Origin of the sequence: Lutispora saccharofermentans (genome assembly GCF_024363565.1) — a bacterium.
Lineage (GTDB): Bacteria > Bacillota > Clostridia > Lutisporales > Lutisporaceae > Lutispora > Lutispora saccharofermentans.
In genome coordinates this window covers 105,883-128,936 of record NZ_JAJEKE010000011.1, presented here as the reverse complement: position 1 = coordinate 128,936, position 23,054 = coordinate 105,883, and the positions used below count along the sequence as shown (strand labels likewise).

The 23,054-nt window shown below is 39.9% G+C and carries 23 protein-coding genes; 19 read left to right on the top strand and 4 right to left on the bottom strand.

Translation table 11 applies throughout. From position 1 onward, the window contains the following. Window positions 1-164: 164 nt before the first annotated feature. Entirely contained in the window at window positions 165-2,174 is a 2,010-nt protein-coding gene (locus tag LJD61_RS12825; protein WP_255227950.1) for a sigma 54-interacting transcriptional regulator, read from the bottom strand. 276 nt (window positions 2,175-2,450) lie between these two features. Here LJD61_RS12825 and LJD61_RS12820 point away from each other — a divergent pair, with 276 nt between their 5' ends. The 17 genes from LJD61_RS12820 to LJD61_RS12740 all read left to right on the top strand — a co-directional run bounded on the left by LJD61_RS12820 (window position 2,451) and on the right by LJD61_RS12740 (window position 20,104). Further along, the gene (locus LJD61_RS12820; RefSeq protein ID WP_255227949.1) at window positions 2,451-3,527 is read left to right on the top strand and encodes a M42 family metallopeptidase; all 1,077 of its coding nucleotides are present in this window, start codon (window positions 2,451-2,453) and stop codon (window positions 3,525-3,527) included. A 190-nt stretch (window positions 3,528-3,717) separates the two neighbouring features. Further along, window positions 3,718-4,689 (top strand): nickel ABC transporter permease, encoded by a 972-nt coding sequence (nikB, locus tag LJD61_RS12815; protein ID WP_255227948.1) that lies wholly within the window; start codon window positions 3,718-3,720, stop codon window positions 4,687-4,689. Next, window positions 4,682-5,578, top strand: coding sequence for an ABC transporter permease (locus tag LJD61_RS12810; RefSeq protein ID WP_255227947.1), 897 nt, complete (start codon window positions 4,682-4,684; stop codon window positions 5,576-5,578). The genes nikB and LJD61_RS12810 overlap by 8 nt, the downstream gene beginning before the upstream one ends. A 17-nt stretch (window positions 5,579-5,595) precedes the next feature. Further along, entirely contained in the window at window positions 5,596-6,564 is a 969-nt protein-coding gene (locus LJD61_RS12805; RefSeq protein WP_255227946.1) for an ABC transporter ATP-binding protein, read from the top strand. Window positions 6,565-6,579: 15 nt separating this feature from the next. Beyond that, entirely contained in the window at window positions 6,580-7,563 is a 984-nt protein-coding gene (locus LJD61_RS12800; RefSeq protein WP_255227945.1) for an ABC transporter ATP-binding protein, read from the top strand. Between the two features lie 58 nt (window positions 7,564-7,621). Further along, a complete protein-coding gene (locus tag LJD61_RS12795) occupies window positions 7,622-9,166 on the top strand; it encodes a glutathione ABC transporter substrate-binding protein (protein WP_255227944.1) in 1,545 nt (514 codons plus the stop codon). Between the two features lie 88 nt (window positions 9,167-9,254). After that, window positions 9,255-10,016 (top strand): creatininase family protein, encoded by a 762-nt coding sequence (locus LJD61_RS12790; RefSeq protein WP_255227943.1) that lies wholly within the window; start codon window positions 9,255-9,257, stop codon window positions 10,014-10,016. A gap of 14 nt (window positions 10,017-10,030) precedes the next feature. Further along, the gene (locus LJD61_RS12785; protein ID WP_255227942.1) at window positions 10,031-10,831 is read left to right on the top strand and encodes a Nif3-like dinuclear metal center hexameric protein; all 801 of its coding nucleotides are present in this window, start codon (window positions 10,031-10,033) and stop codon (window positions 10,829-10,831) included. A 284-nt stretch (window positions 10,832-11,115) separates the two neighbouring features. Then, the gene (locus LJD61_RS12780) at window positions 11,116-11,478 is read left to right on the top strand and encodes a BlaI/MecI/CopY family transcriptional regulator (RefSeq protein WP_255227941.1); all 363 of its coding nucleotides are present in this window, start codon (window positions 11,116-11,118) and stop codon (window positions 11,476-11,478) included. 2 nt (window positions 11,479-11,480) lie between these two features. Then, entirely contained in the window at window positions 11,481-13,184 is a 1,704-nt protein-coding gene (locus LJD61_RS12775; protein WP_255227940.1) for a M56 family metallopeptidase, read from the top strand. Between the two features lie 63 nt (window positions 13,185-13,247). Continuing rightward, a complete protein-coding gene (locus tag LJD61_RS12770; RefSeq protein WP_255227939.1) occupies window positions 13,248-14,297 on the top strand; it encodes a sodium ion-translocating decarboxylase subunit beta in 1,050 nt (349 codons plus the stop codon). A gap of 220 nt (window positions 14,298-14,517) precedes the next feature. After that, entirely contained in the window at window positions 14,518-14,922 is a 405-nt protein-coding gene (locus tag LJD61_RS12765) for a MarR family winged helix-turn-helix transcriptional regulator (protein WP_255227938.1), read from the top strand. A gap of 171 nt (window positions 14,923-15,093) precedes the next feature. Then, entirely contained in the window at window positions 15,094-15,447 is a 354-nt protein-coding gene (locus LJD61_RS12760) for a carboxymuconolactone decarboxylase family protein (RefSeq protein ID WP_255227937.1), read from the top strand. Between the two features lie 48 nt (window positions 15,448-15,495). Then, on the top strand, window positions 15,496-17,193 hold the full coding sequence (gene lpdA / locus LJD61_RS12755) for a dihydrolipoyl dehydrogenase (protein WP_255227936.1): 1,698 nt from the start codon (window positions 15,496-15,498) through the stop codon (window positions 17,191-17,193). After that, on the top strand, window positions 17,186-18,175 hold the full coding sequence (locus tag LJD61_RS12750) for a lipoate--protein ligase (RefSeq protein ID WP_255227935.1): 990 nt from the start codon (window positions 17,186-17,188) through the stop codon (window positions 18,173-18,175). Before lpdA ends, LJD61_RS12750 begins: the two co-directional genes overlap by 8 nt. A 232-nt stretch (window positions 18,176-18,407) precedes the next feature. Then, window positions 18,408-19,295, top strand: coding sequence for an AraC family transcriptional regulator (locus LJD61_RS12745; RefSeq protein ID WP_255227934.1), 888 nt, complete (start codon window positions 18,408-18,410; stop codon window positions 19,293-19,295). 74 nt (window positions 19,296-19,369) lie between these two features. Beyond that, on the top strand, window positions 19,370-20,104 hold the full coding sequence (locus tag LJD61_RS12740) for an HAD-IB family hydrolase (protein ID WP_255227933.1): 735 nt from the start codon (window positions 19,370-19,372) through the stop codon (window positions 20,102-20,104). A gap of 50 nt (window positions 20,105-20,154) precedes the next feature. Here LJD61_RS12740 and LJD61_RS12735 read toward each other — a convergent pair whose 3' ends face one another. Then, window positions 20,155-20,373 carry a helix-turn-helix domain-containing protein gene (locus tag LJD61_RS12735; RefSeq protein ID WP_255227932.1) on the bottom strand — a complete coding sequence of 73 codons (219 nt, stop codon included), beginning with the start codon at window positions 20,371-20,373 and terminating at the stop codon, window positions 20,155-20,157. Window positions 20,374-20,487: 114 nt separating this feature from the next. Here LJD61_RS12735 and LJD61_RS12730 point away from each other — a divergent pair, with 114 nt between their 5' ends. Next, a complete protein-coding gene (locus LJD61_RS12730) occupies window positions 20,488-20,757 on the top strand; it encodes a DUF6809 family protein (protein WP_255227931.1) in 270 nt (89 codons plus the stop codon). 10 nt (window positions 20,758-20,767) lie between these two features. On the opposite strand, the gene LJD61_RS12725 is transcribed toward LJD61_RS12730, so the two are convergent. Beyond that, window positions 20,768-21,310, bottom strand: a complete 543-nt coding sequence (locus LJD61_RS12725; protein ID WP_255227930.1) for a GNAT family N-acetyltransferase — start codon at window positions 21,308-21,310, stop codon at window positions 20,768-20,770. A gap of 143 nt (window positions 21,311-21,453) precedes the next feature. Between LJD61_RS12725 and LJD61_RS12720 the strand changes: the two genes are divergently transcribed. Further along, window positions 21,454-21,801 carry a winged helix-turn-helix transcriptional regulator gene (locus LJD61_RS12720; RefSeq protein ID WP_255227929.1) on the top strand — a complete coding sequence of 116 codons (348 nt, stop codon included), beginning with the start codon at window positions 21,454-21,456 and terminating at the stop codon, window positions 21,799-21,801. 33 nt (window positions 21,802-21,834) lie between these two features. Here the strand turns inward: LJD61_RS12720 and LJD61_RS12715 are convergent, their stop codons facing one another. Beyond that, window positions 21,835-22,911: a GIY-YIG nuclease family protein gene (locus LJD61_RS12715; protein WP_255227928.1), complete on the bottom strand. Its 1,077-nt coding sequence runs from the start codon at window positions 22,909-22,911 to the stop codon at window positions 21,835-21,837. Window positions 22,912-23,054 lie beyond the last annotated feature (143 nt).

Below are 23,054 nucleotides of genomic sequence, written 5' to 3'. Positions count from 1 at the left end.
TCCAAAGTTACTTTGAATGGTATTGGCAATACCCGTTTAAAGCCAAAGCTTGTCCTTTCAAAACGGGCAAAAAAGCTTATTTTCTCATGCCAAGTCTACTGTATTGTCAATATCCTCCTCGATGCAGAAATTATAAAGAGTGTGAACATATCTGGATGGAGAAATTAAAGCAATAGCTTCCCATATTCAGTAATCTCGCATCCGCCGCGAGTACGATTTGTTATAATTATCTTCTTTTCTGAGAGCTCTTGGAGGATACTGCGCATCTGGCCTTCAGTTATTTCTATATCAATATTTTTCATCAATTTACATAGCTTTGAACGGCCAATTTTCGGATTAGCATCAATAAATCTGATAACTTCTTTATTTATGACACTGATATCATCCAATACAAAATTTGAATTATCAATAATATAGCGAGGCAGATCACTAATGTTGAGCTTGCCTTTTTCTCCGATGCATGTAAGATATCGGCATAAGTTCGATACTTCTCTTGTATTGCCGGGCCAGCTATATGACATTAGAAAATCATAAAGACTGTCTGAGCAGATTGACTTAAATGCAAATTTTGAGCTTTTCAATAAATTTTTTAAATAATATTCAAAAAGCATTGGTATATCATCACGCCTGTTGCGAAGTGGAACAGTATAAAGTGACATAATGTTGATGCTATAAAACAATTCATTCATTAATTTTTTTTCAGCAACTAATTTATATAAATCCTGAGTAGTAGAAGCGATAATCCTGATATCTATGGGTATGTCTGTGGTACCTCCTAAGCGCCGTATTTTTCCTTCTTTGATTGCACTTAACAATATAGGCTGATGATCATAGGAGATATGGTCAATTCCATCAATGAATAGCGTACCGTTGTTCGCCAGCTCAATAAGGCCTGGCTTTCCTCCCTCTCTTGCTCCGGGAAAAGCTCCTTCTTCATAGCCAAACAGCTCCGCTTCAAAATAGTTAGATATAAGGGTTTTGATTGGGATGCTAATAAAAGGATTGTTCTTTCTCGGTGAGTTGTTATGGATGGCTCGAGCAAGGATCTCTTTTCCTGTACCATTTTCCCCATATATAACAATATGATAATCCGTAAGTGAGATTTTTTTGGCATTCTCCACCATTTTCAGTGTCGCTGCATCTTTTGTGATGTAATCCTCGAAGCTATAAAGAGAGTCAACTGCTATCTTTTCATTTGCTTTATAAGATATGGCTTGCTGTTCAATAGATTCTGCCTTTACATCATTAAGCATCATGAGATAAAGATGCCGGTGAGAATCTGAAGGTATTTCTACGGTCTTTATCTGAATTGTTTGTCCGTTAGTGTTTTGTATATACATTGCTGTATTATAGATAGATAGAAAAGTGGTAGGGAGTGAATGGCTCTTCAGCAAAGCTTCCAAATTTGTATCGTTCAGATATTGCTTTGTCAGGCAAAATAGTTTAATAAAATGTTTGTTGAACATTTTTATAATATTTGAATCGTCATATACACAAATACCTATATTCAGACAATTGATGATATCCGAAGTCAGCTTTTGGGTGCTCAATGAGATGGACAACTGATAATTGGATAGTTTCATTATCTGAACCATATGGATAATATAGTTTTTGGTTATTTCGTTAGACAGAGAAATAGGAAGATCAAAATGCAAAGCAATTTCCTGTATAGTAGATATATCTACTATACGATTGCCAATGTCTATAACAGTCGGAATACCTTGTGGGACAAGATGCGGTTCGCCGGCGGTAATTGCATATTTGATGGATTTATCCTGTATCGTACAGCCTGGATAAAAAGGTACATATGTATATTGGGTAAACCCCATTTCTTTTAACTGGTCAATAACAAACAATGTCGAGAATTCTGCATCATTGACAAGATATGCTTTTGATCCGGGCGGTATGATCAGAATTTTGCTTAGGTATGCGTGATTCAATATTCGTGTACATATGATTGTTTTAATATTTGATGGAAGCATAGGCTGAACCAGTTGAAGCGAAGACTGTGAAGCAAAAATCAAAAGATCGTATTTATCCCAGTCAACGGAGTCGAGTTGGCTGAAAAGGGTTGCATCTACTTGAAGGTATGGCTGGAAGATCGGCTCCAGATATTTATAGATACCGTTCTGAGTAGACAAACTTTTTGTAATAATAAGAATTCCTTTTCTCATCCAGAAATTCTCCTCCCTTGTTGTAATAGGTTAATTATAGGCTAAATTCATTTAATAAACAACCTAATCTGGATAAAAGTAAGAAATAAGTCGAGTTGCATATAAAAAATAAGTCGAATTATTGAAATATATAGACAATGGTGGTAAATTGTGAATAATTGCCGACGATGTTATAATAAATATTTAATACATTGCCGGCCTTATTGAAGAATTATAGAAAGCAAAAATTTAAGAGAATCTGCTTTATGTTAAAATCAAAAAGGATAGGAGAAAGAAATGGATAAAAAAAGGACATTAGAAATGATAGCTGATATTTCGAATGCTAAGGGGGTATCTGGTTTTGAGGATGAGGCAGTGAACGTGATTCGTGCCCATTCACAAGATTGCGGTGAGCAAAAGGAAGATAGTCTGCGCAATTTCTATATTTATAGAAAAGGCAACAATGGAAAGCAGCCCATCGTTCAACTGGACGCGCACAGCGATGAAGTTGGATTTATGGTTCAATCCATTCGGCCCAATGGAACAATGCATATTATTCAAATTGGAGGATGGATAACAAGCAATATACCCGCACATTTGGTATGGATAAGAAACGCGGAAGGAAAGTATATACGCGGGATTGTAACCAGTAAGCCACCGCATTTTATGAGTGAAACGGAAAGAAAGGCACCATTGGAAATGAATAATATCACTGTTGATGTTGGTGCTACTTCACGCCGTGAAGCTATCGAGAAATTTAAAATCCGTGTGGGAGAACCCATTGTTCCTGATGCGGCATTCGAATATGATGAAAAAAAAGATATTATGATCGGAAAAAGCTTTGACTGTCGGCTTGGTTGTGCGGCAATTATAAGCACATTGCAAGAGCTGGAGAGCTGCAATTTAAATGTAGATGTAGTAGGCGCTATTTCTACACAGGAAGAGGTCGGTGTGCGCGGAGCGACGGTTACAGCAAGAACTGTAAAACCTGATATAGCGATTGTGTTTGAAGGATGCCCGGCAGATGATACATGCGTTGAAGAATACGCAGTACAGACTGCTATTAAGAAGGGACCGATGCTTCGTCATATCGATGCAAAAATGATAACAAATCCAAGGTTTCAAAGATACGCTCTTGACATGGCAGAAAAATTACAAATACCCGTACAAGATGCGGTGCGCTTGTCCGGATCCACCAACGGGGCCGCCATACATCTATCTGAACATGGCATACCGACAATAGTTATTGGTATACCTGTTCGCTATGCACATACACATTATGGAATATCTTCCTATGAAGATTATACTAATGGAGTGCGGCTGGCTTGTGAGATATTAAAATGCCTTAATAAGGAAACAATTGCAAATTTTTAGCAAGATTGTCGATGACCATTATTTAAAGACAGGCAAGAAATTATATAAATATTATAGTATGCAAAAAAACCACTTGTAAGTCAGTTCATCCAGCAGCGCTGAGCTTCTGGATAACGTCTTCTAAAGTTTGGCTGGATTTATTGAGTCCGGCTGAACTGGAATACTGTTAATAAGAGAAGAGGGAGCAATTATGCATAAATATGTGTTAAAGAGATTTGCTATGTTAATACCGGTATTGATTGGGGTAACCTTTATCGTATTTTTCATCATGGCGTTAACACCGGGAGATCCGGTAACCATTATCTTAGGTGATAATGCTACCGCAGAAAATGTAGCAAAGCTGACGGAGGAATTAGGATTGAATGATCCGCTCATTGTAAGATATGTACGCTATATGGGAGGCCTGCTAAAAGGAGATTTAGGCAAATCCTACAGCAATCAACTGAGCGTATTGGATCAAATCGCGGATAGATTTCCAAACACTTTGATATTAGCAGCGGCAGCGATCTTTGTTTCACTGCTTATTGGAATACCTGTGGGGATAATCTCAGCGAAGAAGCAGTACACCTGGATTGACAATACTTCCATGATAACCGCGCTGATGGGGGTTTCTATGCCGGTGTTCTGGCTTGGATTGCTTTTGGTCATAGTATTTTCTCTGAAATTGAGATGGCTGCCCTCTCAGGGAATGGGACAAGGCCTCATCGGGGTATTGAAGAGCCTGATACTGCCGGCTGTTTCACTAGGTGCAGGATCTGCCGCCATGGTAACGCGTATGACAAGATCCTCAATGCTTGAGGTGATCAGGCAGGATTACATAGATACAGCAAGATCAAAGGGTGTAAAAGAATCCGCTATCACTATAAAACATATGCTGAAAAATGCATTGATCCCAATTATCACCGTAGTTGGCCTTCAATTCGGACACCTGCTTGGCGGTGCTGTATTGACCGAAACCGTATTTTCCTGGCCGGGTCTGGGGCGTTTCATGGTAGAGGCAATCAAGAAGAAAGACACGCCTTCCGTTCTCGGAGCCGTAATATTCTTATCAGTAGCTTTTTCCATTGTTAACTTATTGATCGATATTCTATATGCATATGTAGATCCGAGAATTAAATCACAGTACAAGGTACAATCGGCTGCAGGAAGAAGAGGTGAATGAAGTGGAAAAAGATCAAAGAAAAGAGAAGACTTTATTTCAGGAATCGTGGAGAAGGTTTAAGCAAAATAAATTGGCCATGGTTGGGATGTGGTTTCTTATATTGCTGACAGCAATTTCAGTGGCAACAACTGTTATAGATTTTGCAACAAACAAAAGAATTTATGATACATATGTGATCAGCCAGAATTTAACGTTAAGGCTGAAGGGGCCTTCTGCAGAATATATCCTTGGCCTTGATGAGTTTGGCAGAGACATTTTACTTAGAATGTTATGGGGGACTCGTTACTCTTTATTCTTAGGAGCAATAGGAATTGCAGCATCAACTGTCATAGGAGGGACGCTGGGTGCAATTTCAGGCTTTTATGGAGGCAAGGTAGATAATATTATTATGAGATTTATGGATATACTTCTGGCTATTCCGTCAATATTGCTTGCCATTGCAATCGTAGCAGCATTAGGGCCCGGCCTGGTAAATATATTGATAGCCATTGCAATATCATATATTCCAACTTTTGCTCGTGTTGTCCGGGCAAAGGTTATGTCTATAAAAGATCAGGAGTTTATCGAAGCAGCACGAGCTGTGGGCGCAGGTGACGCAAGGATAATATTCAAATATATCATTCCGAATTCTTTAGCGCCGATTATTGTACAAGCAACCCTCGGTGTAGCCGGTGCGATTTTGTCCATAGCAGGGCTTTCGTTCCTTGGGCTGGGAATTCAACCGCCTATGCCGGAATGGGGAGCCATGCTGTCAAATGCAAGGACCTATATTAGAGATGCATGGCACATTACTGTAATACCAGGTTTAGGAATTATGTTGACCATCCTATCGTTAAATGTCGTAGGGGACGGACTCCGTGATGCCTTAGACCCGAGACTGAAGAACTAGGGATTGGAGGGGGAAAAATGGCAGAACTTTTAGAAATTCGTGATTTATTTATAAGATATGAAACCGTCGATGGAGTTGTAGAAGCCGTAAACGGTATTTCGCTGAAGCTGGATAAGGGCTCCACTCTGGGCCTGGTAGGAGAAACCGGTGCAGGGAAAACAACTCTGGCGAAAGGTATTATGAGGCTTATACCAAACCCTCCGGGCAAAATCGGAGGAGGAGAAATAATATTCGACGGGCAGGATCTTTTGAAGCTTTCTGATGCTGAGATGAGAATGGTTAGAGGTAAAAAAATATCAATGATATTTCAGGATCCCATGACATCTTTAAATCCTGTGATGACAGTTGAAGAACAAATTGCCGAAGTCATCAGCATACATGAAAAGGTAAAAGGCAAGGAAGCCAGTCAAAAGGCAAAGGAAATGCTGGAGCTTGTCGGAATTCCTGCCGAACGCTCAGAGGAATATCCTCATCAGTTTTCCGGAGGAATGAAACAAAGAGTGATCATTGCCATTGCACTGGCATGCAACCCGAGCTTATTGATTGCGGATGAGCCTACTACAGCGTTGGATGTAACCATTCAAGCCCAGGTGCTTGAGATGATGAAAAAGCTGAAGAATAAGCTTAATACATCAATGATATTGATCACCCATGACTTAGGTGTGGTGACACAGACCTGCGATTATGTTGCAATCATGTACGCAGGTGAGATTGTGGAATATGGAGCCTTAAGGGAAGTGTTCAAGAATCCTCAGCACCCGTACACAAAAGGCTTGTTTGGGTCCATACCCAGTTTGGCCGAGGATGTGGACAGGCTGAAGCCTATCAAAGGCTTGATGCCCGATCCCACATGCTTGCCGGAAGGATGCAAATTTAACCCAAGATGCGAATATGCAGGAGAAAAGTGCCGATGTGAAGCGCCCAAAATGGCAGAAGTAGATGGGAGCCACGTCGTAAAATGTTTTGAAGCGCAGGGGCTATTATAGACGGAGGTAAAACATATGGAAGAGAATGCACAGAAGGCGGAGATTTTACAGGTTAAAAATTTAAAAAAATACTTTAAAACCCCAAAAGGCCTGCTCCATGCAGTTGATGACGTATCTTTCAATATATTGGAAGGTGAGACCCTGGGCGTAGTAGGAGAGTCAGGCTGCGGCAAGTCTACAATGGGGCGTGCAATATTGAGATTGCATGAGCCTACCTCCGGTGAAGTAATGTTCAAGGGGGAAAATATATTAAAGTATGATAAAAAAAGAATGAAAAAGCTGCGAGAAGAAATGCAGATCATATTCCAAGATCCATTTGCTTCATTAAATCCCCGTATGACAGTCAGCGAAACTATTATTGACCCATTGATCATTCAAGGAAAATATAAGAAGAATGACAGGGAAGGACTCAAGAAAAAAGTAAGAGAGATAATGGATCTGGTCGGTCTTTCACAAAAGCTTATAAACACATATCCTCATGAACTTGATGGAGGAAGAAGGCAGAGGATTGGAATAGGGAGAGCCCTGGCATTAAACCCCAAGTTCATAGTATGTGATGAACCGGTTTCTGCATTAGACGTCTCCATACAGGCACAGGTTCTAAACCTGATGCAGGATTTGCAGGAAGACCTTGGATTGACATATATGTTCATAACGCATGATCTATCCGTTGTCAGACATATTTCGGACAATATAGCTGTTATGTATTTAGGACAAATAGTGGAGAAAGCACCTGCAAAGATGCTTTTCAGAAATCCATTGCATCCATATACTAATGCATTACTGTCAGCCATACCCGTTCCTGACCCTGATTATATAATGGAAAGAATCCTGCTCCAGGGAGAGCTTACATCACCTATCAATCCGGAACCAGGATGCAGGTTTGCAAAAAGATGCATTTATGCCGCACCGGAATGCCTCAATCAGGAATATTCATTAAAGGAAGTAGAACCGGGGCATTTCGCAGCATGCAGCAGATTGGATGATATAAAGAAATGAGCTAATTAGTTATGTACATATGCATAACCGATTATAGAAAAAAAGAGGAGGAATTGAAATGAAAAACACAAAAAGAGTCTTTGCACTTATTCTTGCAATCTCGCTTTTACTGGCTGGATGCGGAAGCCCGGCTAACGAGCCGGCACCAGCTGCTGAAGGTCAAGACGGCGGATTGAAAGACACAGTAATCTTTGCTCAGGGAGCCGATGTAACATCCTTGGATCCTCATATCGGTAAGGAAACACCGGCAGTAACCGTACATGGACAGATTTTTAACCCGCTTGTTACAACAGATAAAGATATGAATGTTGTGCCTTGCTTGGCAGAAAGCTGGGAAATGCTATCCGATACTTCTTACAAGTTCAATATCAGAAAAGATGTTAAATTCCATGATGGAAGCGAATTAACGGCGGAGGATGTAAAATTCTCTTTAGACAGGGCAATGGCATCTTCTTATGTATCCTATATCGTTAACTTCATCGATAATGTTGAAGTTGCAGATAAATATACTGTTATTGTTAATACTAAAGAGCCTTATGCTCCGACACTGATGAATTTGACTCACCCATCGGCAGCAATTGTTTCAAAGGCAATTACAGAAAAGGATCCGGAATCAATAAAGACAAATCCTATCGGAACAGGGCCCTATAAATTTGTTGAATGGAAACCGGGCGAATATGTAAAAATGGAAGCTAACCAGGATTACTTTGGCGGCGCTCCGAAAACTAAATATGTTATAATGAAAGTTATACCGGAAGCAGCACAAAGAACCATCGCACTTGAAACAGGCGAGGTCGACATAGCATATGATCTTTCGGCAAACGACTTATCAAAGGTTTCCGAAAACCCGGATTTGAAATTGCTTGAGGGAACATCCTTAAGCGCATGGTTCTTGCAGTTCAATATGAAGAATAAGCCCTTTGACAACAAATTGGTAAGGCAAGCAGTCAGATATGCCATAGATTCACAGACAATAGTTGATACTATTTTATACGGAGCAGGTGAAGTGGCAGGCTCGATCATCCCTCCGATAGCATTCGGATACCAGGATGTTGCCAAGTATGAATACAATAAAGAAAAAGCAAAGGAATTATTGACACAAGCAGGCTATCCCAATGGCTTCGATGCAAAGCTTTATGTAAATGATAATCAGCAGAGAATTGAGATATGCCAGGTAATACAAAGCCAATTAAAAGAAATAGGCATCAATGTAGAAGTAGTAGTGCTTGAATTTGCTACATTCATTGAAAACACCAACAAAGCTAAGCATGACATGGGCTTCTTCGGCTGGACAACCTCAACAGCAGATGCCGACTATACTTATTATCCCATTTATCATTCATCACAGCACGGTGCACCTGGCAATAGATCCTTTATAGCAAATCCGGATGTTGACAAATATATTGAAAATGCCAGAATAACTGCAGACAGTGCTGCAAGACTTGAAAACTACAAAGCTCTTGAAGGCATAATATCGGAAGAGTCACCGGTTGCTCCATTATTCTACAACAAAGTAAATGTTGGTACATCCAACAAAGTTCAAGGCTTTGAGGTTCAGCCGGCAGGATATCACAGCTACTTTAACGTAACTGCTGCAAAATAATATTAATAATACCGGAATTCACCTGGCACCAGGTGAGTTCCGGTGTGAAATTAATATATTAAAATAAATATAAAAGGAAGTATATGACATGAGATTAGAGCACATTTCTTGGAAAAAGGCAGAAGAGTATTTTAAAACTCATGATACGGTTATAATTGCAATAGGAAGCATCGAAAACCATGGTACGCATATTGCTCTCGGAACAGACACATTAGTCCCCGATAAGATCCTGGAGCTTATGGAAGACAAAACAGATGTCGCCATAGCACCTACTGTACCCTATGGAAATGCAGATTCTTTAGCGGATTTTCCCGGTACAATATCTATAGGCTATGACGGGTTATACACAATAATGACCAAGATCACTGATTCTCTATATAATTTCGGAGTAAGGAAATTTGTATTTTTAAACGGACACGGCGGTAATATAGGAGCACTGGATGCAGTTTCTCTCAATTTAAACAAGAAAGGCGCATTAGCCGCAACCTTCAACTGGTGGCTTATTGCATGGGACTTAAATCCGGCATGGAAGGGCGGCCATGGAGGAGCTGAGGAAACAGCAGCAGTGATGGCAGTCAATCCAGATTTTGTTGATATGAATGCCATTGAGCCAATGGTGCTCAATGATGTATCTGAGAATCTGAAGGCAACAGGCTTTAAAACAGTAGAATTCAAGGGAATCAATGTAAATGTAACAAGAACGGTCCGCAACCTGACGGCAAACGGCTGGGTAGGACCCGATCATCCTTCCAACGCCACTATGGAGTGGGGCAAGGAGATGCTGGAGGCTACGGCAAATTATTTTGCCGAATTTGTTAATGAGTTCAGCAAAGTAAATATTGAAAGATAGTGAAGGCTGTTGGGATGAAAGCAAAAGCTGTATATGATATATTGGAAGAATATTTTAGACCGGATCAATGCACGGATGTGGTGAAAAACGGGATACAATATGATAATGCTGAAGAGATTGAGAAGGTATATACAGCAACCTTTGCAGCAGAAACTGTGATCAACGAGATTTTAAGCAGAAAAGAAGAGAATATCCTGTTGTTTACTCATCATCCATTACCCCAGAGAAAAGCGCCTGATTATAAGACCAGCAAAATCTCACGATCCTTGCTTATGAAAATGAAAGAAAATAAGGTATCGTTCTTTTCATACCATATTCCTTTAGATCGGAATGGAGAATATTCCCCAGGGAATAATCTTGCAAAAGCGATGGGGATAATACCTTATGATGAATTTTACTTTCAAGATAATGTTTTTATGGGTGTATTATGCAATTCAAGCTTTACCACAGCTTATGAAGTAAAGAAAAGGCTGGAGAAGCTGATTGGGCATAGAGCAAAATTGTACTCTTACGGGGAGACTTTTTTAGATGGCGGAAGGATTGCCATAATGGCAGGAGGAGCTTCGAATCCCGATATATATGAATATTTGGCGGGAAAAGGCGTAAATACCTTTGTCACAGGGGTTACCAACCCGCAAAAAGCTGAGTGGGTCAGTAAAATCCATGAGAAGGCAAAGCAATATGGAATTAACCTCATAGGCGGAACCCATTGCTCCACGGAAAAATTTGCTTGCATTGCAATGACGGATTTTTTTAGGAAAATGGGCTTGAAAGCGGAATTCATCGATGAAGAGAGCGACCTGTACGATCTTTAATAATATATGCAGAAGAGTATAATAGAAGCCTTTGGAAGCGGTATTCCAAAGGCTCAGTTTATAGACAAATGCCGTTCCTGGAAATGAGGGAACGGCATTTTTTCAAAATTTCATATAGTTAAGGTTGTCCAATGCATGCCATGCTTTTCTTTCATATCTGCAAAGACCCTTTCTATGAGTTTTTCCTTCGCTCAGTGCTGTTAATATTCTTGACAAATCAGTCTACAAAATGTAAACTAAAGATATGACAGTCTAAAATATGTAGACCGAAAGGAGCTTTTATGATGAGGGAATATAAGCTTACGGATATGGAATCAAAATTTGCGGATATCATTTGGACTAATGAGCCTATTCCGTCGGGAGACCTGGTAAAGCTGTGCGATGAGGAGCTATCCTGGAAAAAGTCCACCACCTACACCATGCTGAAAAGGCTTGAGAACAAAGGAATATTTAAAAACAAAAGCGGTATGGTATCAGCTTTGGTAAAAAAGGATGAGTTCTATGCAGAACAAAGCAAGCAGTTTGTCGAGGAAACCTTTGATGGTTCGCTGCCTAAGTTTTTAGCCGCATTTACGAGAAGCAAGAGGTTGAGTGGCAAAGAAATTGATGAACTGCAAAGGCTGATCGATGGACATAAGGAGGGATAGCTGTGGATAAATTGTTCTTGCAAATCCTGAATATGAATATTACGGCGGGATATGTTATTCTATTTGTCATTGCAGCTCGCCTGCTATTGAAAAAAGCGCCTAAGATTTTTTCATATGCGCTTTGGTCTGTGGTTTTATTCAGGCTCATATGTCCCTTTTCCTTTGAAAGCATGTTTAGCCTTATGCCTATAAACACACAAACTGTGCCCCATAATATTATGTACTCCCAGGCACCGCAAATTCATAGCGGTATTGCAGCAATAGATCAAGCAGCGAATAACTCTTTGCCTGCACCCGCAGTTGGTGTCAGTGCAAACCCTTTGCAGGTATGGATTGCTCTGGGCGAAGCGGTATGGCTGTTTGGTATTGCAGCATTGCTTATATACAGTGCTTACACGGCTGTAAGGCTTCGAAACAAATTGAAGCCTGCAAAACGGATTTATGATAATATATATGAGATGGACGGCATTAAAAGCCCATTTGTTTTTGGCGTGCTAAAGCCTAAAATTTATCTTCCTCCGATCCTTTCAGAAAATGACAGGGCATATATCATTAAGCATGAGCAGATTCATATTAAGAGGCTGGACTATATTATTAAGCCTTTTGCATTTTTAGTATTGTGCATTCACTGGTTTAATCCTCTTGTTTGGATTGCTTTTTTTCTAATGGAAGAGGATATGGAGCTATCCTGCGATGAAAGTGTTATTAAGCAAATGGGCAGTGAGATTAAAAAAAGCTACTCAGCTTCTCTTTTGTCACTATCTACAGGCAGGCGTACAGCGAGGGGTTGCCCCCTTGCTTTTGGTGAAAATAATACTAAAGGACGCATTAAGAATATATTAAACTATAAGAAGCCTGCGTTTTGGGTTATTATAGTGGCAATTATTGCAGTGGCAGCTATTTGTATAGGGCTTATGACTGATCCGCAAGAAAGATTACTGACAGTGGAAGATTATGCTAAGGATTTTATCGAGCAAGAAATTGAAGCCTATGAAAGTTCGGAATGGAATGATGTAAAGATTATCGACAGCAAAATAACAAGGCTTGAAAAGATCGCATCCTTTGACAATCTGATTTCATCACTCGTGGAAGTTTGGAGCCTTGAATACCGCTTGAAGCCTGATGACATAACCAAAGCCGTGCTGCCGGGCGGTATGAACGAGGTAGACGGATGGCTCACCGAAGACAGCAGTATGGGCAAGCCCATGTTGGTTTTTTCTTATGAAGGCTCAAAGATTAAGTACTTAGGCTGTGCCTGGAGCGGGGAAAATGATTTTACTACGCTTTCGGGACAGGAAGCGGCGCTTCGTATATTTTTTGAGGGTATTGGATTATTGCCTAATGAAACCTACAGCGGAAATCATATAGTTGTTAAATTCCCGCTATCGACAGGTGAAATCTGCCGGCTGTTTTTATCCCAGCCTGTTGTTCAAGGAGATTCAGGGATCTGGTGCGTAGAGCGATGGATGGATGGAAACGGTACTGTGTACCATGCTACACCAAAGACTGATGCATTGACAGCAGATTATTATAAGGATTTACAAAAGCAGTGCGATGATGGGCATAAACCATGGCTTTTAGATCCATTACAGGTTGCTATTGAATATATAAATGATGATCTGGGGCAGCATACTTCCCTTGATGAGCTTGTTCCCCAGTATTCTGTGAAGGTTGAAGATTTTATGAAAACACCCGAAAGCCATTAAATTTATATGAGCATATTTACAGACAAAGCAAGGCGTATGTTTTGGGTAGGAGGATACATATAGATGAAAACATATTATAACTCCAGTTCGTGGGGAAATGAGAAAGGGAAAGGACTTTGCGGAGTACAGCAGAAAGTAAACTGGAAGTTTGAGCATGCGGGAGCCAGGCGCTTCATTCCTGTCATATACCGCTTTTCAAAAGGCATTGTTTTCGATGTCATAACCCTTTTGGATGAAGCAAAGCTCCGTGAGTTTTTTGAAAAATATGAAGCAATTGAGGAAACGCTGACTCCATTGCAGCAGCGTTGTGCAAAGCAGGAGCATCCCTATCAGTCTATAACCGTCAGAGAAATATGGATAAACGGAGAACAAGCAAAAGGCGGCTATTCTTCCAGCAGTGCCGTCAGCATACCATGGGCCAGGCAGGATGAAGAACTGATACCGGTGCGAAAAGCATACTCCTCAATACTAAAGGATAGGACCTGCTTTGCTTGTGAACGCTTTTGCGTGCCATACCCTGAAGCAGGATCCAAAGTGCAAAAATTGCTGCGTTTTTTCCGGCTCTCCAGAGTAAAAAGTATAAAGCTGTCCACATGGCCTGTCCAATGGTTTTCACCGCTGGATATACATTTTGAAATACCGGACAAAGAAAGCACAAGAGAGGTTTGCTTTGTGCATCCCGGAACAGGGATCACACATACATTGTACTTCCAGGATTCGGAGTTTGTTGAAATACCGATGGACCAAGACAAGAGCCGCAGCCTTTACACCGTGCAGGCCACATATGAAATAGATCCCGCTTTGCCTCAGGGAGATTCGCTGCAGTTTAACAGCAGCATACAATATGCGGAGCCTCCGGAAGACAGATTCAGCCCTGATGCGGCCTCATCCATCGGTATTATTGGCGGTGCATGCGGTCCCACAGCCATTTTTCTTGCGGGAAATGACAGGAAAAAAACAATTCCTCGGGGCTTGCACGGATTACCGCTGCATAGCTGCTTTTCTGTTCCGAGCTTTTATAAAGAAGATAACTTGCACTTTATCCTTGAGGGCATCAATATAAAAAAACATGATGAAAAAGAGTATAGCTTTCCGCAGCGAATTATAGGATAATGCAAGCCATAGAATATTCGGTGATGGACTTGAAAGAATAATATTTTAAAGCTTTATGGAGGAAAATAGGCTTGACTGTTGAATAACAACATTGAAGTAAGATATGATGATCGGGCGTGCAGGCTTACAAAATCGGAGAGCAGCAAAGCTGTACGACATGTACAAGATGTGTGTAAGCTTGAAGAAGGAGGCAATTATGTTTTTTAATCTTGATAAATGAGTGGGGCATATTACTGAGAATGCGATAAAGCAGATCTCGGAAGCCTTCGGTCGAAGGCTGCAGGATACAGGCATAACACGTGTTCAATGGATTGCACTTTACTATGTAAAAGCTAAGGGAAGGATTTCTCAAAGAGATTTATCCAACCTCATGAATGTTAAGGATTCAAGTGCAGGCAGATTGATCGATCGCCTGGAACGGGACGGTTTGATTGAAAGAGAGCGTAATGATTTTGATAGAAGGGTTATTTATATTAAGCTCACGGATAAAGGAGATCAGCTTATTTCTGATTTAATGCCTATAGGTTTGCGATTCAATGATGATTTGCTGAAAGGGATTGACGAGCAAGAGCTGATGATATATGAAAAAGTTCTAAATAAAATGCTTTCAAATGTGATCGAGTGAGTAGGAAGGCGCATAAACACTTGCTTCTAATGGCATACTAGATGCTATTAGAAACAAGTGTTTTTATTTTGTCAAAAAAAGTTTGATATTTAACAAACTGTTTGCTATACTTAATATAAATAGTTGCTATGCTTAACGTTGCATAAGCAAACAAAATAAGGAGGAAATAAGATGGCGTATAATGTAAGAGAAATGCTTAATTCATTTGTGGGAGGATTGGAAAATCTTTCAGCAACAAATCCTGAAAATGTAGGCGCCTTTATGGGATTATTAGGCGCTTCATATGAGCCCAAAACATTGGATTTAAAAACAAAGGAATTGATGAGTGTAGCAATCGGCTGTTACAACAGATGTGAATACTGCATCGTATACCACTCCTATAAAGCTTTTGAAGCAGGTGCATCAAAGGAAGAAATCTTAGAGGCAGCTATGGTAGCAGTAGCCTTCGGCGGGGGACCGTCTATGGCATATTCGGTAACATTGCTGAAAGATTGTATAGCTGAATTTGAAGGTGATTTCAAATAGAAAGGGCTTTGCCCTTTTTTGCTTTGATTGAATTTTGGAGGAATCGAAATGAAATATGATTTGATTATAGAAAAGCTTTCCGGGCATGACACGTCCGGCAAAGTAGGTAAAATAAACAAGAAAACCGACGATATTTTAAATTCCGGAGATGTAATATTCACCATCGAATCCGGTAAGGGAACCATCAAATATATATCAAAATATAAGGGCACTCTGGAAGAATTATTGATTGCTGAGGGGGATACTGTCAAGAAAGGGCAGGTTATTGGCAGAGTAGAGGGAGAATTGATTCAGCAAGAACTGAAAAAGACAACTTACTCCTTTGGGCTTGCTAAGCCTTTAAGCAAAAGCTATGAGGTAGATGTAGCAATTGTTGGAGGAGGTCCCGGGGGTTATGTCGCCGCCATAAGGGCAGCCCAGGGCGGTAAAAAAGTGCTGATAATTGAGCAAGACAGGCTGGGAGGAACGTGCCTCAACTATGGGTGCATCCCTACAAAAGCTCTTGTCAGCAGTATCGATGTTCTAGAAAAGATAAGACACGCTCAAAGCTTTGGCATAGAAGTCGGAGGAGTAAAAGCTTCTCTTGAGAGAATAATGCGAAGGAAAAATGAGGTGGTCGATACATTGGTATCCGGAATTGAGCATCTGATGGAGGCTCACCAGATAGAGTATATAAATGGCGAGGCAGAAGTCAAAGATGCAGAAACCCTCACCGTTAAAAATAAATCTATTGATGCCACTATAAAATTCGGAAAACTGATAATAGCTACTGGTTCTAAACCGGCCATCCTTCCGATAGAAGGAGCTGGCAGCGAAGATATTCTTACCAGTCAGGATTTATTGGAATTAACGGAAGTGCCTTCTTCAGTCACAATCATTGGCGGCGGCGTTATTGGGATGGAATTTGCCTTCATTTATAATGCTTTAGGTGCAAAAGTAAATGTAGTTGAGTATTTCCCACAAATTTTAAACACTATGGATGAGGATGCAGCAGATATAATAAGAGAATCTGCTGCCCAGAGAGGAATTAATCTCTATGAGGGCGCCAAAGCATTGTCGATAAAAACTGCATTAGATGGAACGAAAATTGTTGAGATAGATGAAAATAAACAAACAAAGTATTTAATAAGCGAAAAAGTGGCTATGGCGGTTGGAAGGAAAGCAAATCTGGAATCTCTTGATCTGAAGATGCTCAAGGTTGAGCTGAATGAAAAGCGCAATGGCATCTCGGTGGATGCCCATATGCGAACAAGCAATCCAAATGTATACGCCATAGGAGATATAACAAATAAAATTCAATTGGCTCATGTTGCTTCACATCAAGGTATTATAGCTGCTGACCATATCAATGGAATACAAGATGAGATGTGCTATGATTTAATACCGAGTGCAATATTTACGATGCCTGAGATCGGCCATGTAGGATTGACGGAAAAGGACGCCGTCTCACAAAAGCTTGATTATATAACCGGAAAGTTTCCATTGATGGCAAACGGTAAAGCGCAGGCCATGGGAGAGACGGAAGGGTTCGTGAAGCTTATTGCCGGCAAAGAAACAAGAAAAATAATTGGAGGGACTATAGTGGGGGTGCATGCCACCGATATGCTCAGCACAATCAGTAATATCATTGCTTCAGGCTTAACCATAGATAAAGCGGCCCATGTGATTTATGCACATCCTACAACAGCCGAATCCATTCATGAAGCATTATTAAGCATAGATGGCAGGGGAATTCACTTTGCATAAGAAATTTAAAATATATATTTCAGAATCCTTTGATCCTAAGTTCAATCTTTCCGTCGAAGAATGGTTGATGGCATGCAGCGGGACTAACGATATGGTGCTTTTTCTTTGGCAGAATGCAAATACCATTGTCATAGGAAGAAACCAGAATCCTTATAAAGAATGTGATGTTAAAAAGCTGAAAGAGGATGACGTCCATCTGGTAAGAAGGCTATCAGGCGGCGGTGCCGTATATCATGATCGCGGGAACTTGAACTTTACCTTTATTACTCCTGATGAAAGCTACGATGTAGAGAGCAATATGGAAATTATCTTGAACGGGGTTTCGCGCTTTGGGGTCCATGGCTGTTTTAACGGCAGAAATGATTTGCTGGTGCAGGGAAGAAAGTTCTCCGGAAATGCTTTTATCAGCGATAACGGAATGAATTGTCATCATGGTACGCTGCTCGTTGATGTTGATCTGGATAAGCTATCCAAATACCTGACTGTATCCCCTTTAAAGCTTAAGTCAAAGGGCATTGATTCGGTATCATCCAGGGTGATTAACCTGAAGGAACTTTCTCCGCAAATAACTGTTGACAGCTTAAAGGATGCCCTTATAATGAGCTTTAATGAGTTTTACAAAACAGAAGCTCAACCAATCGTTTTAAATGAGAAAGCAATCGATGTCACAGCCTATATGGAAAAGTATGGCTCATGGGAATGGAACTATACAGAGAGCCCTGATTTTGCTATTACCGCAGAAGATAAATTCAATTGGGGTATCTTTGAAATTAATTTGGAGGTTTCTGACGGGATGATCAAGGATTGCCAGGTATTCACGGATGCCCTTGTACCCGAAGCCTTTAAAAGCCTGGAAAAACTATTTCAAAATAAAGAATTTAAGAGCCATAACATGCTGGAGGCCATAGAGAACTGTATCATAAATGAACAGATTAAGCATGATCTCTGTTGTCTGGTGAAGGATAAAATTTTAACAAACTAGCAATAAAATTCTATATCTAATAATATGAAGCAGATAGCGGTTTAAGTAGAGATATAAAAATCAGCTTATCTGCTTTTATTTTTATAAAAACGGAACGCATAGCAAAAGGCCTGTGAGATTAAAAGCATATAAATAGAAGTTTGACAAAATAGGAAAAGTACTTCAGCGATTTCTATGGTAACATATGATCAGCACGATATGACCGATAGGCTAAAGGGGGAATCTGTATCTGATGGACTATATAGATTTAATTCAAAAAACAATCGATTATATAGAGGATAAAATCACTGATAAAATTACTGTAGAAAAGCTTGCTGATATATCAGGATTTTCCAAGTTCCATTATTACAGAGTATTTCACAGCTTCGTTGGCATACCGGTAATGGAATATGTGACGAGAAGAAAGCTGGTGCATGCTCTTTTTGACTTGAGCAGCGGGGAGAAGATAGTTGATATAGCCCTAAAATACGGGTTTGAAACTCATGCCGGCTTTACAAAGGCATTTAAAAAGTGCTTCGGTTATTCGCCTAACTTTTATAGAATACACGCACCTGAAGGATTTCCTAAAAAAGTGAACCTGAGAAGTCTAAAAGAAAATAAGATTGGAGGAATTATAATGGAACCTAAAATAATTACCAGGGATGCTTTCAAAATAGTTGGATATGAATTTAAGACTACCTTGAGAAACAATGCCCACTCGAGAGATATTCCGGCCTTTTGGGATAAATGCAATATTGAGGGCAAGGAGAGCAAGCTGTATGCTACTCAAGATGTTCCAAGGCATGGTGAATACGGAATCTGTGTAAATACCAATATAGAGACTGATGAGTTTTCATATATCTTAGGCGTGGAGGTTAACGATTTTAATAATGCAGAGGAGGAAATGTATAAGCTTAATGTTCCGGGAACGGTTTATGCAGTTTTTACAACTCCTGCAGTGGTTGAAGAGGATTTTGCAGAATCCATTAGAGGCACGTGGAAATATATTCTTCAGGAATGGTTTCCAAGCTCGGGCTATGAAATTGACGACTCCAAATTGGATTTTGAGTTTTATGATGAGCGCTGCCATCCATGGGAATATGAAAAACTAAGCATGGACATCTATATACCGATTAAATAGAGAATATTAAAATTTAAATTTCCCTTGCTTTATGATAGAATATATCAAAGTCTAAAGGAAGGTGGGGGAATAATATGAAAACTACAGCAGCTTTTTTTGATATAGATGGAACGTTGTATAGGGAGGGCTTGATTTCCGAGATATTTAAGAAGCTCGTAAAAGCGGAAATCATCGATAATGAGAAGTGGTATAACGAGGTAAGGCCTGAATATCAGAAGTATGATAAAAGACAGGGCAACTACGATAATTATCTGTTAAAGATGGCTGAGATATATACCCAGGCTATAAAGGGGCTTCATAGATCTCAGGTTGAGTTTATTGCCAGGTTGGTAATAAACCAGAAGGGCGACAGGGTATATACTTATACCAGGGATAGGATAAAGTGGCACAGAGAGAACGGGCATAAGCTGATAACTATATCGGGAAGTCCTATTGAGCTTGTCAGGGAGATGGCTCTGAAGCATGGCTTTGATGATTTCAGAGGAGCGCTCTATGAAATTGATGATAATGGAATATATTCCGGGACTATTATTCCCATGTGGGATAGCGAAAGCAAGAAGCAAGCGATGAAGGAATTAGTTGAAAAATATGATATAGATCTTTCCGGAAGCTACAGCTATGGGGATACAACGGGTGACTATGCAATGTTCGAAGCCGTTGGTCATCCGGTATGTGTGAACCCGACGAGGGAGCTGGTAACCAAGGCATTGGAAAATCCTGCACTAAAAAGCAGGATCAGTATCGTGGTTGAAAGAAAGGATATGACATATTATCTTGATCCGGAGTGTATCGACCTGGGAAAAAGCTAATAATCCAAGATTAGCCTATTATATAAATCTGTACGATTAGCGTAATATGATCAATATTTTGGATATGGTTCCTTTATATTTGTTCTGTTCAAGAGATAATCCGTACTTGTATTATGCAAGTCCGCCAGTTTAATTAAGATTCCGGTGGGTATATCAACTTCCCCTCGTTCATAATTGCTGTAAATTCTTTGGCTGCAATTAAGATATTTTGCCACCTGAGTTTGCGTCATATCTTTATCTTCTCTCAGATTTCGAATTCTTTCAAACATTAAAATCACCTCAATATAATTATATTTTAGCGAATTATTCGCTATTGACATTTAGCGGAAATATCGCTAAACTAATTTTAGGAAAATGATTGAAAAATGGAAAGAAGGGAGAATATGAAAGCCATTTTGGAAGAATTGTATAACGGTAACATATATCCTGCTGAATTGATTGTTCCTAAAGCACCTAGATATAGGCAAATAAATAAAGAAATATACGAAATGTTGAAAGCATGGGAAAACAAGCTTCCGGAAGGTGACTACAAATTGCTTGAAGAGCTTTTGGATTTGCATTGCCAATCAAGTTCGATGGAAGCTTTTGCATCCTTTGTGTACGGTTTTAGGCTTGGTGCAATGATCATGCTTGACGTGTTGAATGAAAAATGAGCTACTTTAATTAAGAATTCCTCAATACTGTAATAAAGCCATTTAGTATTTGATGACTTATTTTGAAGCCTTTATCCAGATAGAATTTCAATGCGCTGTCGTTTCCATTCGATACAAATATGAGCAGATCGCTTATTGAGTTAAATGAGCTCAGCCAATCCATAGACTTTTCAAACAGTACGCTGCCAATGCCGATATTACGATAATCTTCTCTAATGAAAAACTGGGAAAGGCAACCCACATCATCATTCTTTACGGAATCGAAGTCGAAGAAGGCGTCGCATTGCAAGGTAGCAAAACCGCCGGAGTAGGTCTCCTTCGGGGAAATAGTGCTATACGCATATCCGACGATTTCATCGCCATCTTTCGCTGCCACTATATAGTTAGCCTTGGCACTCTTGACAGAAGGGATCACTCTGGTTTCAAAGCACATATCGTCAAAAAATTCAGGATGGATATATACTTTAGATTTTTGATAAGCCATTAAGTCATTGCACAAATCCTTAATGCATATGAGATTGTCCTCAGAAATGACTTCATAACAGATACTCATTTTAATCTTCCTTTCTAAAAAAAGTGTAAAACATATTTATTGGATCGATCAACTTTGATATCATTATATCAGCTGCAATTATTGCAACAAGTATGCAGTATTTTCTGTTTAAGGAAGTAAAAACTGAGTATCGGAGTGATTTTATGGATGGCCACGCAATGTATAAAAACAGCTTTGACAATTGCCCGCTGACATTTGCGCTGAACCTTATAGGCGGGAAGTGGAGATTGCCTATTATTTGGGCGTTAAATAAAAATGGCTCTATGCGATATAACGCGCTGAAAAGAAGTATTCATGGGATTACCAATATGATGCTGACTCAATCATTAAAGGAATTGGAAACCGATGGCATAATAAATCGAAAACAATATATGGAAATACCGCCGCGAGTTGAGTATTCGCTTACTGAAGACGGAGAGAAACTTATTCCGGCTCTCAAAGCGCTGGCAAACTGGGGCGATAGGATGAAAAGCATTGCCAATACTAAATAATATGTGATATTAAGCTCTGAAACCCCGATAATATCAACGCTGCAGCAGTTTGTTAAGCGCCTCGTCGATATTGGTACTGCCTCCATGCTCGAGCCATTCCTGAGGGATAATAATGTGCTTGCAGGCGCTGGACTTTAGATATCCGTATATTATCTGCGCTTCATCGATTTCATCTTTTGCAACCTTCGTGGATGCAGCGGATATTTCATCATGAAAATATGTTAATATATTTGCTTTTATCACCGCGCTCAGGTTTTCTATATCTGAGCTTTCCCGGATGTATTTTTCACTAAAAAGCACTTTGGCTCCCTTGATCAGGAAAAGCTTGACGGAATTGGGGCTCAGGTCCTCGATGATTGCAATATTTTTATTTTCTTCTGCGAACTCAATAACTTTTTCTTTGTTTATGAGATAATTTACTGCATCTATATAGTTCCTATACTTGGCTGCAGCTTCAAAATCAAGCTCCTCAGAAGCATATATCATTTTTCCCTTCATTTCTTCAAGTATGCTTAAGTCAGTGCCATTGAGCATAGCTATGATCCTGGCGATTATATCATGATACTGTTCAGCTGCAGATCCTCCCAGGCACACCCCGGTGCACAGGCCTAAGGAGTAGCTTAAGCATGGGGTATTCTTTTTCAAAGGATGGCTGCAAAGTATTTTATAGAATTCTTTTATGCCGTCTAAAGCACTATCTACGGTATTCTTGCTTGAATATGGCCCGAAATACAAATTGCCATCATCTTTAATGCGAGCATAGGCAGTTTCTATATCAGGATATTCTAAGCCTGTCCTAACAATTATATATGCATAAGACAGCGGACTTTTCATCTTCCTATTGTACCTTGGCTTGATCTCCCTGATTAATTTGCATTCAAGCATTAAAGCGTCAAATTCAGTGTCTGTAACAATATATTCAAAATCCTTTAAGTTTTTTATAAGCTTTTCAACCTTTGAGGAATGGGGTCTGGATTCTTGGAAATAAGATTGAACTCTTTTTTTCAGGTTCTTTGCTTTGCCGACATAAATAATACTGCCAAGAGAATCTTTCATAAGATATACTCCGGGAGCTGAGGTAAGATTTTTGACTTTTTCCTTGAGATTCACATCTATCCCTTCCTTCACCAGACAGCAAGCCTATATTATTTTAGCATAATAGTTAAATAGGACGCAATGCAGTGGAACCCTTAATAAGCAGCATGTTCGTCAAATGGAGTGCCGATGCCAAAAAGAAGGTATTGACATTATGA

Excerpts from the sequence above, each read along its gene's own strand:
- LJD61_RS12825 (WP_255227950.1), bottom strand. The coding sequence starts at position 2,174 with ATGAGAAAAGGAATTCTTATTATTACAAAAAGTTTGTCTACTCAGAAC.
- LJD61_RS12820 (WP_255227949.1), top strand. The coding sequence starts at position 2,451 with ATGGATAAAAAAAGGACATTAGAAATGATAGCTGATATTTCGAATGCT.
- nikB (WP_255227948.1), top strand. The coding sequence starts at position 3,718 with ATGCATAAATATGTGTTAAAGAGATTTGCTATGTTAATACCGGTATTG.
- LJD61_RS12805 (WP_255227946.1), top strand. The coding sequence starts at position 5,596 with ATGGCAGAACTTTTAGAAATTCGTGATTTATTTATAAGATATGAAACC.
- LJD61_RS12800 (WP_255227945.1), top strand. The coding sequence starts at position 6,580 with ATGGAAGAGAATGCACAGAAGGCGGAGATTTTACAGGTTAAAAATTTA.
- LJD61_RS12795 (WP_255227944.1), top strand. The coding sequence starts at position 7,622 with ATGAAAAACACAAAAAGAGTCTTTGCACTTATTCTTGCAATCTCGCTT.
- LJD61_RS12790 (WP_255227943.1), top strand. The coding sequence starts at position 9,255 with ATGAGATTAGAGCACATTTCTTGGAAAAAGGCAGAAGAGTATTTTAAA.
- LJD61_RS12785 (WP_255227942.1), top strand. The coding sequence starts at position 10,031 with ATGAAAGCAAAAGCTGTATATGATATATTGGAAGAATATTTTAGACCG.
- LJD61_RS12780 (WP_255227941.1), top strand. The coding sequence starts at position 11,116 with ATGAGGGAATATAAGCTTACGGATATGGAATCAAAATTTGCGGATATC.
- LJD61_RS12770 (WP_255227939.1), top strand. The coding sequence starts at position 13,248 with ATGAAAACATATTATAACTCCAGTTCGTGGGGAAATGAGAAAGGGAAA.
- LJD61_RS12760 (WP_255227937.1), top strand. The coding sequence starts at position 15,094 with ATGGCGTATAATGTAAGAGAAATGCTTAATTCATTTGTGGGAGGATTG.
- lpdA (WP_255227936.1), top strand. The coding sequence starts at position 15,496 with ATGAAATATGATTTGATTATAGAAAAGCTTTCCGGGCATGACACGTCC.
- LJD61_RS12745 (WP_255227934.1), top strand. The coding sequence starts at position 18,408 with ATGGACTATATAGATTTAATTCAAAAAACAATCGATTATATAGAGGAT.
- LJD61_RS12740 (WP_255227933.1), top strand. The coding sequence starts at position 19,370 with ATGAAAACTACAGCAGCTTTTTTTGATATAGATGGAACGTTGTATAGG.
- LJD61_RS12735 (WP_255227932.1), bottom strand. The coding sequence starts at position 20,373 with ATGTTTGAAAGAATTCGAAATCTGAGAGAAGATAAAGATATGACGCAA.
- LJD61_RS12730 (WP_255227931.1), top strand. The coding sequence starts at position 20,488 with ATGAAAGCCATTTTGGAAGAATTGTATAACGGTAACATATATCCTGCT.
- LJD61_RS12725 (WP_255227930.1), bottom strand. The coding sequence starts at position 21,310 with ATGAGTATCTGTTATGAAGTCATTTCTGAGGACAATCTCATATGCATT.
- LJD61_RS12720 (WP_255227929.1), top strand. The coding sequence starts at position 21,454 with ATGGATGGCCACGCAATGTATAAAAACAGCTTTGACAATTGCCCGCTG.